At 64.5% G+C, this 18261-nt stretch carries 12 protein-coding genes and 1 pseudogene; 6 read left to right on the top strand and 7 right to left on the bottom strand.

The genetic code is table 11. The features are described from left to right. Window positions 1–32 precede the first annotated feature (32 nt). The 4 genes from BJ987_RS12990 to BJ987_RS12975 are packed head-to-tail and all read left to right on the top strand — an operon-like array spanning window position 33 to window position 9361. Window positions 33–1445 (top strand): hypothetical protein, encoded by a 1413-nt coding sequence (locus BJ987_RS12990; RefSeq protein ID WP_209888762.1) that lies wholly within the window; start codon window positions 33–35, stop codon window positions 1443–1445. Beyond that, window positions 1445–2251 carry an ESX secretion-associated protein EspG gene (locus BJ987_RS12985; RefSeq protein ID WP_209888759.1) on the top strand — a complete coding sequence of 269 codons (807 nt, stop codon included), beginning with the start codon at window positions 1445–1447 and terminating at the stop codon, window positions 2249–2251. Before BJ987_RS12990 ends, BJ987_RS12985 begins: the two co-directional genes overlap by 1 nt. Before the next feature lie 29 nt (window positions 2252–2280). Continuing rightward, complete coding sequence (locus BJ987_RS12980) at window positions 2281–3321, top strand: serine hydrolase domain-containing protein (protein ID WP_209888756.1); 1041 nt, start codon at window positions 2281–2283, stop codon at window positions 3319–3321. Next, entirely contained in the window at window positions 3314–9361 is a 6048-nt protein-coding gene (locus tag BJ987_RS12975; protein ID WP_209888754.1) for a type I polyketide synthase, read from the top strand. The genes BJ987_RS12980 and BJ987_RS12975 overlap by 8 nt, the downstream gene beginning before the upstream one ends. Before the next feature lie 177 nt (window positions 9362–9538). On the opposite strand, the pseudogene BJ987_RS12970 reads toward BJ987_RS12975, so the two are convergent. After that, a pseudogene (locus BJ987_RS12970) lies at window positions 9539–10682 on the bottom strand (IS3 family transposase). Between the two features lie 173 nt (window positions 10683–10855). On the opposite strand from BJ987_RS12970, the gene BJ987_RS12965 reads away from it, so the two are divergent. Then, window positions 10856–11041: a hypothetical protein gene (locus BJ987_RS12965; RefSeq protein WP_209888751.1), complete on the top strand. Its 186-nt coding sequence runs from the start codon at window positions 10856–10858 to the stop codon at window positions 11039–11041. Here the strand turns inward: BJ987_RS12965 and BJ987_RS12960 are convergent. The 4 genes from BJ987_RS12960 to BJ987_RS12945 all read right to left on the bottom strand — a co-directional run bounded on the left by BJ987_RS12960 (window position 11021) and on the right by BJ987_RS12945 (window position 16265). Beyond that, window positions 11021–11665, bottom strand: a complete 645-nt coding sequence (locus BJ987_RS12960; RefSeq protein ID WP_209888748.1) for a histidine phosphatase family protein — start codon at window positions 11663–11665, stop codon at window positions 11021–11023. The genes BJ987_RS12965 and BJ987_RS12960 overlap by 21 nt on opposite strands. A gap of 105 nt (window positions 11666–11770) precedes the next feature. Next, window positions 11771–12565: an SDR family NAD(P)-dependent oxidoreductase gene (locus tag BJ987_RS12955; protein WP_209888745.1), complete on the bottom strand. Its 795-nt coding sequence runs from the start codon at window positions 12563–12565 to the stop codon at window positions 11771–11773. Then, window positions 12562–14400 (bottom strand): ATP-binding cassette domain-containing protein, encoded by a 1839-nt coding sequence (locus BJ987_RS38000; protein ID WP_209888742.1) that lies wholly within the window; start codon window positions 14398–14400, stop codon window positions 12562–12564. Before BJ987_RS38000 ends, BJ987_RS12955 begins: the two co-directional genes overlap by 4 nt. Then, complete coding sequence (locus BJ987_RS12945; protein ID WP_209888739.1) at window positions 14397–16265, bottom strand: ATP-binding cassette domain-containing protein; 1869 nt, start codon at window positions 16263–16265, stop codon at window positions 14397–14399. The genes BJ987_RS38000 and BJ987_RS12945 overlap by 4 nt, the downstream gene beginning before the upstream one ends. A 124-nt stretch (window positions 16266–16389) precedes the next feature. Here BJ987_RS12945 and BJ987_RS12940 point away from each other — a divergent pair, with 124 nt between their 5' ends. Further along, window positions 16390–17184, top strand: coding sequence for a histidinol-phosphatase (locus tag BJ987_RS12940; protein ID WP_209888736.1), 795 nt, complete (start codon window positions 16390–16392; stop codon window positions 17182–17184). 49 nt (window positions 17185–17233) lie between these two features. Here the strand turns inward: BJ987_RS12940 and BJ987_RS12935 are convergent, their stop codons facing one another. Beyond that, entirely contained in the window at window positions 17234–17818 is a 585-nt protein-coding gene (locus BJ987_RS12935) for a response regulator transcription factor (protein ID WP_209888732.1), read from the bottom strand. 92 nt (window positions 17819–17910) lie between these two features. Continuing rightward, complete coding sequence (locus tag BJ987_RS12930; protein ID WP_209888729.1) at window positions 17911–18177, bottom strand: phosphopantetheine-binding protein; 267 nt, start codon at window positions 18175–18177, stop codon at window positions 17911–17913. Between the last annotated feature and the right edge of the window lie 84 nt (window positions 18178–18261).

Raw genomic sequence — 18261 nt, 5'->3', positions numbered from 1 at the left:
GTTCCGGCCGCCCCGGCCCGTGGAGGCGATCAATGTCAAGTGACTCAGTCCAGCAGGATCCGAAGAAATACGACCTGGATGAATTCAAGCCGAAGGACGCGAGCGTCGACAAGAGCACGGTCCTCGGCGACGGCACAGTCACGACCGAACAAGGCCAGATTCCTTGGAACACCTACGGTAAGTCCTTGGAAACCCTTGTGCAATACCGCAATTCGATCAATCCCGAATCGGTGCGCGACATGGCGAAGGACTGGCGTACGCACGGCAACGCGCTGAAGTCGCTCGCCGCCCAATTCTCCAACCAAGTGAATTCGAAGATCATCGATTCCTGGGATTCGGACGCCGGTCGCTCCGCCGCGGCGCCGGCGGTACAGCGCTACGCCGAACAACTGACGAGTCTCACCTCGGTCCTCAACGCGGTCGCGAGCAGCCTGGATTTCGCGGCCGATTTCCTCGACACCACGCGCAAGAACATTCCTGACGAGCAGGGCAAGCTGATCGACGGGAAGTCGATCGTGGAGACCTCCGGCGACTACGAGACCGACCAGACGCGCGCGCAGTTGAAGAGCTTGCTCGAACAACGCGCCAACGAGGTCATGAACCAGGTCTTCCTGCCGGGCGGAAAGTCCGCGGACGCGGCCATGCCGATATTCCCGCTCCCGAAACCGGTGACGCAGGGCCTCCCGGACCCCACGGGAAAGACGAACCCGGGTGGCCCTTCCGGTGGACCGTCACCGAAGATCGGCGGGCCCGGACCCGGCCCGGCCACCAGCCCCCAATTGGCCGCGCTCAAACAGCAGCAGAATACGCTGGCCGACCAGCGCAAAGCGATGGAGGACGCGCAGAAGAAGGCCGAAGCGGACGCCAAACAACGCGCGGCCGAGATCGCCAAGCAGACCGCCAATGCCGAGCGGCAGGCGGCGCTGCGCACTGCCCAGCAGCAGGCGCAACAAGCGCAACAGGCGGCCCAACAGGGCTTGCAGAAAGGCCTCGAAGCGGCGCAGCAGGCCGCACAGCAGGGTCTGCAAGCCGCGCAACAGGCGGCACAGCAGGGCCTGCAGGCGGCGAACGCGGCCGGGCTGCCCGCATCCCTGGCCGGCCTGGGCAAGGAGCTGAGCAAGGGCATGCCGAAGGCGGCGGGGCCGGGCCCCGGGCCCGCCAAGACCGGTGCGTTGAGCGCGGGCCCCTCGCTCGCGAAAGACGGCTCGAAGCTGTTCCCGCGCGCCTCGGTCAGTGGCACGGCGGCGACCGCCGCGATGGCCGGTCGTGGTCTGGGAGCCGTGGCGGGCCAGCCCGGCACACCGGGCGGCATGGGCCCGGCCGGCGCCGGTGCGCAGGGCGGACAGAACCAAAATCGCAAGCGTCCCGCCTACCTGGAATCCACCGAGCACCTCGAAGAGGCGCTCGGCGACGCGCCTATCGCCTCGAAGCCGGTCGCTGATTGATGAGCGTGCATCTGGGGCGGCTGACGTCGCTCGAACTGGTAGTGCTGTGGGAGTTGATGTCGAGTGACAGGCTGCCGTGGCCGCTGACACACTGGCCGACGCACGAGTACGAGGAGGACTACTACCGCGCCAAAAGAGCGACGGCGGAACGGCTTTTGGCGCATATGAAGGTCGAGGCGCAGCAGCTGTGGGAAGCCGCCGTCAATCCGGACATCGTCATCTGGGCCGCGGGCGAGGCGCCCGACGACGAGACGGACATGTCGGCGGTGACGCGGGTCGTCGGATTGCGGCGCGAAGGCTATGCGGTGGTCCTGGTCCAGCAGCCCGGCGAGAGCATCGGGCGCGGCGGTGATATCGATGTCTACCAGACCGACGTCACCGGGCTGGCGAAAGCCGTGATCGACCAGTTGCCGAAAGTGGGGCGCGGTAAACAAGGCGACGTCCCGCTCCTCTCGGAGCAGCCGGACGGAATGGATTACACCTACGGCTCCTCGCAGGTGCTCGAAGCGGCCCACTCACCACGTCAACGTTCCGACTCCTGGCGCAACGCGAAGGCGACTCAGTTCGGCGAGCTGAAGGTCGAGCCGGGCAGCGGGGTGCACTGGATCCAAGACCGTAGTGGCTATCTCCTACGCTGGCGCGACCTCGCTGATGACGGCCGCTACCTGATCGAGCCCAAGCCCAATCCGGTCGCGATTCCGGTGGACGACGCCGCGTTCGAGCGATTCGTCAACCAGCGAGTTGCCGAACTGGTCCGGCGGATTCGCGAAAACCGGCCCGCCGATCGCAACTTCCGAGTCCTCTGACCCGGAGCGGACGTGTGATGTTGGACGACATGACCTGTGACACGCTCGAGTTCCTCCTCGAGACGCAGTTCTACGAGCAACGCTTGCCGGGCCTCGGCGCGGTCGTCGAGGTGGGCGATCAGCGGTGGGAGCTCGCGCTCGGAGTCTCTGACGTGACCACCGGCGAACCGTTCCGGATCGGCGATCACTGCCGCATCGGAAGTATCACCAAGACGTTCACCGCGACGGCGGTCCTGCGGCAGATCGACCGGGGCCGGCTCAGTTTCGACGACACGCTCGAATCCTTCGTCCCAGGCATCGCGAACGGTGCGCGCATCACGATCAAGCACCTGCTCAACATGACCTCCGGTGTCGCCAACTTCGTCGGAGCGCAGGACTGGCTCCCGGCATGTGAGGGCGCGCTGTTCGACCCCACCGATGCGGACTCGCCGCAAGAGCACAAGGTCGACCTGATCCGCGGCAAGCCGGCGGTTTTCGAACCGGGGGAAAAGGCCGACTACAGCGACAGCAACTACATTCTGCTCGGACTCGTGCTCGAGCAGCTGACCGGCAAGCCGGCCGCCGACGTGATCAACGACGATGTCGTCGCCGCGGTCCCGGGCCTGAACAGCACCGAATTCCTCTCGGCCGCAAAGCTTCCCGATCCGCATCCGACGCACTACGTACTCATGCCCGACGGCCGCACACTGCACGAGCTCAGTTATCTGAATCCCAATTTCCTCTGGACAGCCGGTGCGATGACCTCGACGGTCGACGATCTCCTGATCTGGGTGCGCGAGCTCGCCGACAGCACGCTGTTGTCGGCGGACCTGCAACGTGAGCGATTGACGCGCAGGCACCTGGACCGCCGGCGGGCCTTTCATCGATACGGCCTCGGCGTGCAGTGTCTGGGCGGCCTCCTCGGCCACAGCGGCATCCTGCCCGGCTCGTCGTGCGCGGTGTATCGCTATCCCGCCGAGGAGGCGTCGATCGCGGTCGTCACCAACGCGTCGGTGAACATGGACGCCGTCAGTATGGAGATCGCCCTCGAGCTGGCCCGGGCGCTCTACCCGAGGTTCGTCGATGGCTGAGTCGACCCGCGATTCAGCCGACCCGATCGCGATCGTCGGCATCGGGTGCCGGTATCCGGGCGGTATCGCCTCCTCGGCCGACCTCTGGCGGTTCGCCGCCGAAGGACGCAATGCCGCTTCGGCCTTCCCGACCGACCGGGGCTGGGATCGAAGCAGACTCCCCGCCTCGGTCAGCTCCGAGCGCGGAAACTTCCTGGACGACGCGGACGCGTTCGATGCCGCGTTGTTCGGCATCAGCCCGCGCGAGGCGCTGGCGATGGAACCGCAGCAGCGGCTGCTGCTCGAGACATCGTGGGAAGCCTTGGAGCGCGGCGGCATCGACCCGTTGTCACTCGCCGGTACCGAAACCGGCGTCTATTTCGGCGTCGGCGCGCTGGAATACGGCGGCGGGATCGCCTCCGATCGCATGGGCTTGACCGGGCACCTCGCCACCGGAGCCGCGACCGCCGTCGCCTCCGGGCGAGTCGCGTACTCGCTCGGGCTGTCCGGTCCCGCGATCACCGTGGACACGGCATGTTCCTCCTCGCTCGTCGCGATACACCTCGCGGCGCAGGCCTTGCGGACCGGCGATTGCACGCTCGCGCTGGCCGGTGGTGCGACAGTGCTGAGCTCACCGAGTTCCTTCATCGGGTTGGCCGAACTCGGCGCGCTCGCCGAAGACGGCCGGTGCAAGCCGTTCTCGGCCGCCGCCAACGGGTTCGGCATCGGTGAGGGCGTGGGTGTGCTTGTCCTGGAACGGCTTTCGCAGGCTCGCCGGCACGATCATCCGGTGCTCGCGCTGCTGCGCGGATCGGCGACCGGGCAGGACGGCGCTTCGAGCGGGCTGTCGGTGCCGAGCGGTCCCGCGCAGGAGCGGGTCATCCGCAAGGCGCTCGCCGATGCCGGACTCACGCCTGCCGACATCGACGTCGTGGAGGCGCACGGCACCGGAACAACGGTCGGCGACCCGATCGAGGCGGCCGCCCTGATCGCGACCTACGGCCGAGCCCGTCCGGCCGCGAGACCATTGCTGCTCGGGTCGGTGAAATCGAACATCGGCCACGCGCAGGCGGCGGCGGGCGTCGCCGGGGTGATCAAGATGATCGAGGCAATACGGCGCGGGACAGTCCCGCCGACGCTGCATGCCGACCAGCTGACCACCGCGGTCGACTGGTCGACCGGCGCGGTGCGGGTGGTCGCCGAACCGACCGCATGGCCGTCGGAATCCCCGATTCGGCGCGCGGGTGTGTCGGCGTTCGGGATCAGCGGCACCAACGCTCATGTGATTCTGGAACAAGCGCCTGCCGGATCGGCGGCACCGGTGCGGCGACGGCCACCCGTTGTGGTTCCGCTCGAACTGTCGGCGAAAACGGCAGAAGGGTTGGCGGAGCAGGCTTCCCGGTTGCTGACTGTGCTGGACCACGAGCCGGTGGACGTCGCGTGGTCGCTGGCGACCGGCCGAGCGCGCCTAGCCTGCCGGGCTGTCGTCGTCGGCGCGGAGAGCCACGAATTACGTGCCGGGTTGACCGCGCTCGCCGAGGGCCGCGCCGCCGAGAACGTCGTCACCGTCGGCTCCGCCGTCGCCCACTCCCCGGCGCTCATCCACCCCGTCGGCTCAGCGTCCGCCCATCCCTGTGTGTTCGTGTTCCCCGGCCAAGGGTCGCAATGGGTGCGGATGGCAGCCGAATTGCTGGACACCGCACCGGCATTCGCCGACCACATCGATGCGTGCGCCGCTGTGTTCGCCGAGCTGGTCGACTGGTCGCTGCACGACGTGCTGCGGCACGAACCGGGAACGCCCGGACTGGACCGCGTCGATGTGGTGCAGCCGGTGCTGTTCGCCGTCATGACCTCGCTGGCTCGGCTGTGGCAGTCGATCGGCGTCGAACCGGTTGCGGTGGTCGGGCATTCGCAGGGCGAGATCGCGGCCGCCTATGTCGCCGGGGCGCTGTCACTGGCCGACGCCGCGCGTGTCGTCGTGGTTCGCAGCCGCGCGCTCGTCGCGCTCGGGGGTCACGGCGGCATGGTGTCGGTGCCGCAGGCGGTCGAAGAGGTCAGCGTCCTGCTCGAAAAGTGGTCCGGCCGCCTGGGTGTCGCCGCGGTCAACGGCCCGCGTTCGACGGTGGTGTCCGGTGCGGCTGACGCGATCGCCGAACTGATGGCGCACAGCGACGCCAATAACCTGCGCGCCAAGCGAATTCCGGTGAACTACGCCGCGCATTCGGCACAGGTCGATTCGATCGGCGCGGAGCTGCGTTCGGCACTCGCCGCCATCGAAACCGTCACGCCCGCCGTCCCACTCTTCTCGACAGTCACCGGCAGCCTGCTCGACCCGTCCGTGATGAACGCCACCTACTGGTTCGAAAACCTCAGGCAGCCGGTGCAATTCGAGTCGGCGATACGAGCGGCCTACGAGCACGGATACCGCAGCTTCGTCGAGGTCAGCCCGCACCCGGTGCTGACCATCGGAATCCAGGAAACGCTCGAGACCGACGACATCACGGTGGTCGAAACCCTGCGCCGCGACCAGGGCGGCATGCGCCGCTTCCTGCTTTCCGCGGCGCGGATGAACGCCTCGTGGCGGACCTACCTGCAAGCACTGCGACCGCAACGGGTGGACCTGCCGGTATATCCGTTCCAGCACAACAGATACTGGCTGGCACCCGACCCGGGTGGCGCCGGCGCCGTGCACCCGTTCATCGACGCGATGGTCGAACACCCCGAGTCGGGTGAGGTGACGTTCGCCGGTGAGGTATCCGTCGACCGCCAGCCCTGGCTCATCGACCACGTCGTCGCCGGAACGCCCCTGCTGCCGGGTGCCGCGACGGTCGAGCTCGTCCTGTCGGCGGGCACGCGGGTCGGCTGCCCGTACCTGTCCGAACTCGTGCTGCACGCACCGCTCATCGTCGCGGAATCCGGTGCGGTGCAACTCCAAACAGTTCTCGGCACGCCCGAAACGTCGGGCAGGCGAGCGGTCCGGTGCTACCTGCGCACCGACGATACGGCGCAGTGGACCCTGCACGCCACCGGTGCGGTGTCGAGCGAGCACCACAGCTCGCCGCCGGTTGCCACGACCTGGCCCCCGCAAGACGCGACACCGGTCGACGCCGCCGGCTTCTACCAACGGTGCGCCGCTCTGGGTTACGAATACGGTCCGGCCTTTCGCGGGCTGCGTTCCGCTTGGACGAAGGACTCCGAGGACGGAAGAACCAGGGAGTTCTTCGCCGAGGTCGCCGTGCCGCTCCCGTCCGGCACCGCGGGATTCGGCTTGCATCCAGCACTGTTCGATGCCGCGTTGCACGCGCTGATCGAGTCGTTCGGCACGCGCGAAACCACGACGCTCGGCCTGCCGTTCGCCTGGGAGGGCGTGCGACTGTACGCGACCGGCGCGATAGCGCTGCGGGTGCACGTGGCGCCGCTGGCCGACGACCGCGCCGCGGTGACCCTGTTCGACACCGCCGGGTCCGTGGTCGCCACGATCGATTCGCTGGCAACCCGGCCGATCGATCGACGGCAGTTCGCGGGTGGGCCGGTGTTCGGTCTGGATTGGGTCCCGGTCGCGATCCCGGAACACAAACGGGACCGAATCAGCAAATCCCCCACCGTTTTACGCTGCCAAGCGACGCCCGTGGCCGATGGCGATCTCCCCGGGGCGGTGCACACGCGGCTCGCCGCGATCCTCGATCAGATCCAGCGGTGGCTGGAACGCGACGACGACAGCACACTCGTCGTCGTCACCCGCCGGGCGATCGCGGTGCACAGCGGCGAAGACGTCGAAGACCTCGTCCACGCACCGGTGTGGGGACTGCTGCGGACAGCGATGAACGAGCACCCCGGGCGAATCGTGCTCGTGGATGTCGACGACTGGGCGCATCGCCGCCCGGCGATCTCGGCGGCGCTCGCCGCTGACGAGCCGCAACTCGCGTACCGGAACGGAATCATCTACGCGCCCAGGCTGATTCGCGCCCGCACCGACCTGGTCGGAAATCCCGGACTGGTCGAGGCCGGACCCTGGCGGCTACGAACCGCGGGTACCGGAACGCTCCAGTCGACCAACCTGCGCCTGGAGGCACTTCCGGAGCAGCGGGCGCTGCGGAACGGTGAAGTCCGGATCGCGGTTCGCGCGGCCGGGCTGAATTTCCGCGACGTCGTGGTCACGCTCGGCAAGTACGACGAGATCCGCAACGAGACCCACGCCGAAGCCGGCACCGACATCGGTATCGACGGGGCCGGTGTCGTGGTCGAAGTCGCCCCCGACGTCACGGCGGTCGCGCCCGGAGACCGGGTGATGGGCCTACTGGGCCCGATCGCGTCGACCGTGACCGTCGATCACCGGCTGGTGGTCCCGATCCCGACCGGCCTGTCGTTCGCGGAAGCCGCCACCACCCCCGGCGTGTTCCTCACGGCCTACATCGCCCTGCGGGACCTGGCACAGCTGGCGCCGGGCCAGCGGTTGCTGGTGCACGCCGCGACCGGCGGCGTCGGCATGGCCGCGATCGCGCTGGCTCGGCATTGGGGCGTCGAGCTGTTCGTCACGGCGAGCCCAGGCAAGCAGCACGTACTGCGGGCACTCGGAATCGACAACGACCACATCGGCAACTCACGCACCGTCGAGTACGAGCAACACTTCCTCGCGACCACCGCCGGTGCCGGCGTCGACGTCGTACTCGATTCGCTCGCAGGCGATTTCGTCGATGCTGCACTGCGACTGCTTCCCCGTGGCGGCCGGTTCGTCGAGCTGGGAAAGACCGACATCCGCGACCCGGCGACCGTCGCGGCCGCACATCCCGGCGTGACGTACCAGACGTTCGATCTGCTCGATGTCGATCCCGACCGGATCCAGCAGAACCTGGCCGACATCGCGGCGCTGTTCGAAACCGGAGCACTCCGGCCGTTGCCGGTCGGGCAGTGGGACATCCGTCGCGCGCCGGAAGCGCTGCGCCACTTCGGTCAAGCGCGCCATGTCGGCAAACTGGCACTCGTGATCCCGCCGGAACAGCGGCCGGACGGCACGGTCCTGATCACCGGCGGCACCGGCGCCATCGGCGCCATGCTCGCGCGCCATCTCGTAGATCGGCACGGCGTCCGAAACCTCGTGCTACTCAGCCGCAGTGGCATCGACGCGCCCGGCGCCGCCCAGCTGCACGACGAGCTCAGCGCCCTCGGGGCGGACGTCCGAATCGTGGCTTGCGATGCCGCGCAGCGTGATTCACTACGCGCGGTGATCGCGGACATCGACCCGCCGCTCGTCGGCGTGATCCACGCCGCCGGCGTGCTCGACGACGCGGTAATCGACACGATGGCCCCGCGGCAACTCGAGACCGTCCTCCGGCCGAAAATCGACGCCGCCTGGCACCTGCACGAAGCGACGACCGGATCCGACCTGTCGATGTTCGTCCTGTTCTCCTCGATCGCAGGCGCATTCGGCCCAGCCGGCCAAGCGAACTATGCCGCGGCCAACTCGTTCGTCGACGCGCTCGCCGCGCACCGAACGCAACTCGGCCTGCCCGCCGTCTCGCTCGGCTGGGGCGTCTGGGCCGCCGCGACCGGCATGACCGGCCATCTCCGAGAACAGGATTGGACCCGCGTCGAACGAATCGGCTTCGGCGCGATGTCATCGGCCGAGGCCCTGGCCCTGTTCGACGAAGTGCTCGGCCTCGGCCGCCCGTTCGTCCTACCCGCTCGACTGAACATCCCCGGCATGCAGTCCGGAGATATCCTCCCAGCGCTGACCCGCGGCTTGATGCGAACAACACCAAAAGCAGGGGTCACGCCGAACGTCCCCACCCTCGGCCGCCTCACCACCCTCACCCCCACCCAACGCCGCGAACAGATACTCGCCCTCGTTCGATCAACCGCCGCCGCAGTACTCGGCTACGACGGCCCCACCGCGATCGGAATCGACCAGTCCTTTAAAGACCTCGGCTTCGACTCCCTCGGCGCCGTCGAGTTCCGCAATCGCCTGCGCGCCGCGCTCGGTATCTCCTTACCGACCACGGTGGTGTTCGAGTATCCGACGGCCACCATCCTGACCGATCATCTCTGCGAGGCGTTGGATTGATGCGCGCGTCCGACTCGGCGGAGGTCCGCTCCTCCGTCGACGGGATGCCGGGTCCGAAATGTCCACGAACGGAATAGAATTGGTCGACCGTACTTCTTCGATCGCCTCCCTGCACCTGACCGGTCCCCTGTAACGGGACCACCCGGTCGTTGAGTCCGGGTTGTGTTCGATCCAGTTTCAGTTGATGTCGCAAGCCACGGGATGGTGGACGTGCCCGCAGCGGGCAGAGTACTCGGCCGGGGTGAGATAGCCCAGCGCCGAATGCCGATGCCGATGGTTGTGCTCGGTCTTGAAGTCGCCGATCACGACCCGGGCTTCGAGCAGGCTCGTCCAATGGTTGCGGTTGAGGCACTCGGCCCGCAATCTGCGGTTGAACGACTCGATGAATCCGTTGTTCCACGGCGTGCCGGGCGGAATGTAGACGATCCCCGCACGGTCAGCGCAAAACTGTTGCAGCGCGTAGGAAATCATCTCCGGGCCGTTGTCCATCCGCAGCACCTTCGGTGGTCCGCCGAGAGCAGAGAACACGCGCTCGAGTTCTCTGATGAGTTTCTCGGCGGTGATCGACCGCTCGACCAGATGCAGCAGCGATTCACGGGTGTGCTCGTCGATCATCGACGCGATCTTCACCGCGCGGCCGTCGACGGTGGAGTCGAACTGGAAATCCAGCGCCCACACCACTTTCGGAGCGTCCGCAGCGACGGCGGTGCCGACGAGCATCCGGCTCGCTTGCGCGGGGAATGCGCCCGCACCTGCAAGCCTTCCTCGCGCCAGAGCCGGTGCACCTTCTTCTTGTTCACGCCGCTGCCCTCATCGAACCGCAACGCTGCCCAGGCGCGCCGAAACCCGTGGCCTTGGTGTTTCGTGGCGTAGGAACGCCGCCAGGCCCGCAAACCGGCGTCGGGATCGGCCGAGGTCTACGCGGCCGGCAGCCGACGATACGTGGACCGGTGAAGCCCAACGACCCTGCACGCCAACCGTTCCGACATACTCTTGACCTGTTTGAGCATGTCCACGGCCCGGCGCTTGGCCGCGGGGCTCAGAATTTTCCCTTGGCGATCTCCCGCAGCGCGTCCTTCTCCAGCTCGGCATCGGCCAGCAACCTCTTCAACCGGGCGTTCTGCTCGCGCAGCTCCTTGAGTTCCTTGGCCGCGTCGGTGTCCACACCGCCGTACTGGCGTCGCCAGTTGTACATCGTCGCCGCCGACACCCCCAGCTCGGCCGCTGCTTCCTCCCCGGTCTGGCCCGCTGCGATCAGCTCATCGGCACGGCGCAGCTTCCGCACGATCTCCTCTGCGGAATGCCGCTTGCGTCCTGCCATGTCACTCAGTGTCCCTTCCAGCCCTGACCAGGGCCAACAGGACTCTAATACCGAGTGGCCTCATTCACTGGCGACTGGCCATCCTTCCAAGTACCCCACCCGGACATCCTAGGATTCCTAGGATTCCAGTGAAACATCGACGGTTGGCCCGAACCGGCCTCACGGTCCTGGCCGTGACGTCACTGGCTGGCGCGGCCTGCGGCCGCTTCGTCGAAGCCAACACCGCTCCCGATATGCCGACCTCGACCAGCCCCGAGCTGGTGCGGGAAGAAACCGAGTACGGCGGCTGGGTGCTTCCCACCAAACAAGGTGCTGCTGGCCAAAAGAGGGGGTTCAACTCAAGAGTTTTGGTCGCATGAGGCAAGATGACGGGTGTCACCGAGGCTTACAAGTTGGCGGTTGTGAAAGTAGTCGTCTTGGCGGAGTTCCGTGATGCTTCCAGATGCCGCCTGGAAACGCGCGTAGTCGAGCGAGCCGATCGGCAATTTCATCCATGATGCGACAGCGAATGTAATTGCGCCGCCGTGTGTGACGATGATTTGGTGTTCGCACTCGCTCAACAGGATTTCGTCCATCGCCTCGTAGATACGTTGCGCAAATACTGCAATGGTCTCGGCGCCCCGGATACCTTCATCGTGCCCCATCCGCTCCCCGGTAGCAGGCGGTGGTAGGAATCGTTTGGTCAGCCATTCTTGAGGCTGGCCCTCGGCCTCTCCATAGGACTTCTCACGAAGCCTTCGATCGAGCACCGGCTTTACCCGCAACACATCACCTATGACTATGGCTGCCTGTGAGGCACGGTCCAGATCTGACGAGAACAACTCCACATCGACCTGCTCGGGGATCCTTGCTCGTAGAGCGTCGGCGATTGATGCCGCCGCACTCATACCCTGTGGGGTGAGCTTGGAGTTGTACCAACCCCCGACTAGTCCGTCGACATGGTGTGTCGACTCCGGATGCGCGATGACATATATCGTTCGCATAGCCTAGCTTTCCTCTCGACGATCGGTACCTATTGCTTGTGTCGGCACCATTGAAATCTTGTCGCCGCAGCTTTACGGCAGGTCTCCGAAATCAAAACCACGAGCTCATAATTGGACCTCCTTCCTAGTCACGTCATCGGTGGCGCTAACCAGATCTGCGTCGACGAGCTGCGTAGCCCGCTGAAGCCTCTCGTCCCCCTCGATGGGTTCGGGGGTATCCCATCCGAGTTCGTCGAGTCGACGGAAGAATTTGCCATTGGAACAGGCGGCTGGTAGCTCCAGGAGCTGGACCAGGTCGGCCGCCGCGGACTCGGGGTTTTGCGGGGCAGACTCCGTACCCATTTCCGTGCGGATCCATCCCGGACAGTAGGAGAAAGATGATAGATCCCCGGCACTGGACTCGAAGTGTCGCGCTACCGTCACCGCCATGGAATTGACGGCCAACTTCGATGAACGATAGGCGAACGACGACCCGTCAGCGTCTTGTAGCCTGCCCATCCCGGAAGAGACGCAGACGATCCGGCCCGATGTACGGGCAATCATCTGAGGCGCATATCTGAGAACAAATTGAAAGGTTCCGAATAGGTTGACCTCAAAGGTGTTTCGCAGGTCCTGTACACAAAGAGAGAATAGATCGCCGTAGCCCCTGCGAGGGTCGTCGAGGTAGACTCCAGCGTTGTTTATGAGCACGTCTATCTGCTGATTGAGAAAGAGGTTGGCCGCAATCGGCTTGCGCAAATCGACGATCTGGTAGTCGTCAATCGCGTCGTTCTGCGGGTTGGGAGCCATTCCCACACCCAACACGCGGTAACCTGCATCCTTGAGCGCGTAGGAAATGTGGCGCCCGAGTCCGCGCGAAACGCCGCTAACCAATGCGGTCGGCTGGCTCTGCGAGATCACAGCGGCACCTCATCGGCGCTGGTGTGTAAGGCGTGGCCGGGGCGCAGGTTATACGCGTTAGCTTGTTGGCGATGCAACTTGCTATAACGTCCGTTATGCGCCAGCAGTTGCTGATGGGTGCCGTACTCAACAATCCTTCCGCGATCCAACACCAGCAACAGGTCGGCGTCTGCGACTGTTGAAAGACGATGGGACACCACGAGTGTGATCGCACCGTTGAGCACCGCCAACCGGCGCGCCCGCTGCATATATTGCTGGAAGATGGCATGCTCGCTGGGGGCATCGAGCGACGCAGTGGGCTCGTCAAGCATGAACAGTAGCGGGCCCGACCGCATACTAGAGCGCGCGAGTGCAACCTTTTGCCACTGCCCCTCGGATAAATCGACTCCGCCGAAAATTGGCGACAGGCGGGTGTCGATTCCCGCTGACAGCCTCTGGACCAGTCCTTCGGCGTCGGCTGCACTTATTGCGCTAGCCAACGCCACTTCATCCGTAAGCCTGTCGATGTCACCCAATCCGATTGCTTCGGCAAGGGTCATCTGGGCATAGCGCCCGAAGTCCTGGTAGGCGGCACTAGTTCGCCGGCGCCAGTCCTCGGTCCTGATATCCTGTAAGTCGACGCCGTCAACTGTGATAATGCCTGAGCCGGGTTTGTAGAATTTGCTGAGCAGCTTGACGAAAGTTGACTTGCCGGAGCCGAACTCGCCGACGAGCGCAATCACACTGCCGGCGGGTAGTAGGACGTTGATATCTTGGAGAACAGGTGTCTCGCTGCCGCAATATGTGAAGCTGACACCCTCGAACCGGATTCCGGATCGTAGCCGCTTCGGGGGTGGCTGATCGCTGGAGTGTGCCTTCCGCTCGGCTGCTAGGTACGACCTGAGCCACAGATAAGGCTCTAGGAACACACTGGCGTTCATCGTCATGGTGAGCTGCCCCACAGCTGCCTGCACCGTCTGTTGCAGGGCGACCGTGAGTGTCACCACGAGAACGACATCACCCGCGGTGGCGGCGTCGGATTTTGCCAAATGCGCCACCACACCGAGCGATACGGTGAATCCAACGACGAAAACAATCCATCCCAGTGCACGTAACCCAGCGGCTCGTACGCGAGCAGCGTATCGGCCCGCGGTGACCTCTCTCATCGCTGCGGCCTGCAACTGCGCCACGACGTAGCCCGCTCGAGACGTCCGGATCTCCTTGCCTGCGCCGGCATCTGTGGCAATGTCGAACAGGTGCTGCTGGAGCCGGAACGCTTCAGCAGTGTCTGTCTCGGCGCGGCTCTCAAGCTCGCGTCCCTTACGGTCGCACCACAGCGGAGCCACCGCGAGCAGGAGTAATACCAGGAGCCAGGGACTGACCGTTCCCAGCAGCAGCAATGTCAACACGAGCTGGAGAATGGTGAAGCATGTGCGCACGGCGGCCCACATTCCGCCGACGATCCGGCGCGGAGCCCCCCTCAATACAGTGATGCGATCGAGATACTCGCTGCTTTCCAGATGCTCGAGTGTCTCCAATTTGGCGATATCGTGCATCAGTCGGTCTTCAATGACCACGCTGACCGTCTCTACAACAAGGAACAGCCCGACAAGACCATGCATTCGGTTCAGCACGAACACCAGGGTGCATGCTGAAGCGGCGACGACGGCTGCGATGACAGCAGATGCCGTTTGATGGGCAACTAGGTTGTTCACAGCCGTGCGCATCGTCAGGGCGATACCAACGTTGGCAGCAACCAGACCGATCTCCGTGGCGAACACCGTAGACGTCAGCGCACGCGCATGACGCCACGAGATGCCGAGCACCTCGCCCCATAGGCGAAGGTAGCGGGTCACAACATGTCTCCCTCTGCGGTTCGGTCGTCGAATTTTTGGTTGAACCGTTCAGCTTGAGTGACGAAGAGTTTGGCGTACCTTCCGTTGAGCTCCATCAACTCCGCGTGTCCACCGGATTCCACGATCCGGCCACCGTCGAGCAGGACGATCCGGTCCGCCAGCCGCACGGTGGAGAGGCGATGCGAGATCAGAACAACTCCGGCATGTTGCTTGTGGCGGGCGAGTTGATGGAAGGTCTCGAACTCGGCCTTGACGTCCAAGTGCGCCGTCGGCTCGTCGAGCACCAATAGCCGCGCGCCGCTGTTCAGCGCGTACATAGCTCTCGCCAACACCACTTGCTGCCATTCGCCGCCGGACAGATCGGTACCGCCAGTCCGAGCCCGAGCCAACGGGGTCTCCCACCCATTGGGAAGCCCTGCCACGATACGACCTAGTCCCGACTCGGCCGCGGCGCGTTCGGCTCGCTCCCGATCGACCGGCACAGCCGCGTATCCGAGCGCTACGTTGTCGAGCACCGGAAGGTGGTAGCGAACGAAGTCCTGGAACACGATAGAGATTCGGCGATACCATGTTTGCCGGTCAATTCGTGCCAGGTCAGCTCCGTCCACAGTGATTCGCCCGGCGGTCGGCCGGTACAGCCCGGCGAGGAGCTTTATAAGCGTCGACTTTCCCGCGCCATTGAGGCCGACGATTGCCAGTAGCTCGCCGGGTCGGATCTCTAACTCCAGTTGATCGAGCACCGCAGGTCCCGTATCGGAATAGCCGAATGAGACACCCTCGAAGCGAACCAAAGGCGCTTTTGGCTGCTCTGACTGCGCTGTTCCAAGATCCTGGGTACTGCACCCCGACTCTTCGAATTCGGCGCGTAGTTCCACATACGCCTTACAGCCCGGAATCGCGCCCTCGATCTCGAGTGCGTCTGCAAAGCCGAGAAGGTTCAGTATCCCCCATCCAGCGCCCAGTACCGCTGCCGCGGCTGCCACACCCTCAGCGGATCCGCCAGCCTGCCACACAATCAGCGCGAATGCCATCATCAGCGGTGGACCGACTACCGCCGCGATTTTCCACTGCTCCAGAACGCTGCGGACCCCTGCGGTCCATTTGGGCGACGCCATCTCCAAATGTTGCTGCTTCCAGCGGTTGATCGACCAGTCGTGCAAACCGAAGGTGCGGCTCTCCTTTCCGTCTGCCCAATCCACGGCCAGTCGCCGCCAGTAGTCCGCCTCTATCCCAGCGAGTACACCGGTCCTTTCGATTTGGATGTGCTCCATGAATTGCCGCCGCCAGATAGACCGACTCACCAGTGCCGGGACGATTACCAAGGGGGCGAGCCACCAGGCGAAGACTGTCAACACCACGGCCGAGCTGAGCACACCGATCCAACGAACGATCAGGTCGAGCTGAGCGGTTGCACCTTGCCCTGGCGTCCGTTCGGCCCAGAACTCTGGATCAGCCCGAGCGATCCGAAGAAGCTCACGCACCCGAGGCCGTTCCAGTACTGCGATTTCCGCACTCGACGACGCGAGTTCGGCCAGCTCTGCTCGACGAGCCATGTCGATACGTTGTGACACCAGATAAACCGTTGGCGCGGACATAGTTTGAGCCAAACGCCCCACCAGCACAATCGCGCCGAGAACCACAAGAGCCCACGTCACCGAAGCACCAGCGAGCAGACGACCGACCAGATTCTCCATCGCCAACGCCATCAGCGCCGGCACCGAGCTGCTCGTTAGCTGCAAAGTAGCGAGCGTTCCGATCGCGAGCGGACGGCCGTGACGCAGCTCGGCCAGCAGCATGCCCCGATCACGAAGGAAGGTAACAGCTTTCGACCGTTGGTCAACTGCGGCGAAACGGGTTCTTGCCATGGTGCATCACGCTAGCGGTCCTGTTGTGGTTGTCCGTGTTCGAAGCAGGGTCCCAAAACTGGGACATCGACGAGGAAGCCCGGCGGGTGGATGATCCGGGGGTCGAGGAGTGAGAGGCTGGAGCATGTTCGATCTACACACCCATCACAACCGCTGTGGCCACGCCGAAGGCACACTTCGAGAGATGGTCGAAGCTGCGATCGAAGCGGGCCTGGACACTATCGGCCTGTCCGACCACTCGCCGTTTTTTGCTGAACCAGTCGACCATTTTAAAACATGGGTGGCAATGGCCAAGTCGGAGTTCCCGAAATATGTGGCCGAAGCGATTGCACTCCGCGCTGAGTACCGCGAACGGATAGCAGTGCTGGTTGGCGTGGAGTCCGACTTTTTCGATGATCACCGAGAGCTGTATCGTGAAATATATTCGCGATACCCGTTGGATTACGTTATCGGCTCGGTGCACGTGCTCGGAGAGCTGGATATCTTCAATCCCGCGCGCTGGGAGGGAGCAGACCTACTCGACGAAAAAGAAATGTACTGTGCTGCAGTGGGCCGCGCCGCGCGCAGTGGTTTGTTTGACATACTCGGCCACGTCGATGCTATAAAAGGCAACTGCCCGAAGATCGCCGAGATTCAGACGCCTGCGGTGGATCGCATGCTGCGTGACATCGCCGAGTCGGATGTGGTGATGGAAATCAATACCTCTGGTAGCACGAAACCAGTAGGCGGCTGGTATCCGGCACCAGATGTGCTGGAGCGAGCCGCCTATCTCGGTGTAAAAGTTACATTCGGCTCAGATGCCCACCGGCCCGGCAGGATCGGAGAGGATTTCGAGGCAGTACGCGAGCATTTACGCGGCCTGGGCTACCGTGACTGGTATATATTCCGCGACCGTATGCGCCATCGCCGACCATTGTAGGGAGACAGCCTCGAAGACTAACCGGAGAAGTCCGCTGGAAGGCCGGGCCTTAGCCAGGCAGCTCCGCGTACCTTTCCGAGTTTTGTGTCTCAGGGCTGACCAAATAACCCAGCTCGATTGCACGGCGGGTCAGCGCGGCTTTGTTGTGGGCGCCGAGTTTGGAGCGGATGCGCTTGATGTAGGTGTTGATGGTTTCTTCGGTCAGTCCCATCTGTCGCCCGGCCTGTCGGTGTGTCAGGCCACGAGCAACCCACTGCAAGGCCTCGATCTCCCGCCTCCCAAGTTGTCCTTGGCCTTGGACTCCGGTCAGGCAGGGGTTATTCGATCGGCCCGCCGCCGCCTCGAGCACAGCCGCAATCAGACACTCCGGGTCAGCCCGCCACCCAATGGTCACTGCGGCGCCGGCGCGAATCTTTCTGGGGTGAGGTGTAAAAACGACGGCCGGACAACCTCCATCGAGGGCCGGGATCGAATCAGGTCCGCAGACCAGGACATCGGTTCCCAACGCCGCTACGCCGACGCCATCCGCTAGGTTCGCCGACCCGACTACTCGCAGGCGATCATCTGTGGCGAGCACGTATTCGACACCCAATCGGACCAGCGGATGCGGCAACACGATCGCTACCCGGATCACTGCGGAGGATTCTCTATCCGACCGCCCTGCAGTGGGTCGGCGGATGCCCACCGTCGTCCCGGAGGGGACTGCGGTGCACGATAACGACGCCGTCACTTTGCGGCCTCTCGGTCTCGCAGGCTGTCGATGACCTCCCATAGTCCGGCAGGCGTCGCGAAGGTGTCCACGGACAGCAAGTGGTCGGGGATCATCACTGCGAATGCGTCTTCTAGATCGAGCAAGAGACTTACGGTGGCCAGGGAGTCAAGACCGTGATCGGCCAGGCTCAGATCCGAAGTCAGCTCTTTGTCGGCAGACAACAGCGGTAGGTAGGCACGCAACTTGCTTTCGAACGGCTCGGACCATGTCTGCCGACTCATCTGAACTCCTCTGTAATTAGGATGTGGACTGCCGCGGTCGACGACACTCTCGAAAACTCTGGTCTGGTCATGCTGGCCCTCCGC

The organism is Nocardia goodfellowii (assembly GCF_017875645.1).
GTDB lineage: Bacteria > Actinomycetota > Actinomycetes > Mycobacteriales > Mycobacteriaceae > Nocardia > Nocardia goodfellowii.
The sequence above is the reverse complement of the archived record's forward strand: the minus strand, read 5'-3'. Positions and strand labels throughout refer to the sequence as shown.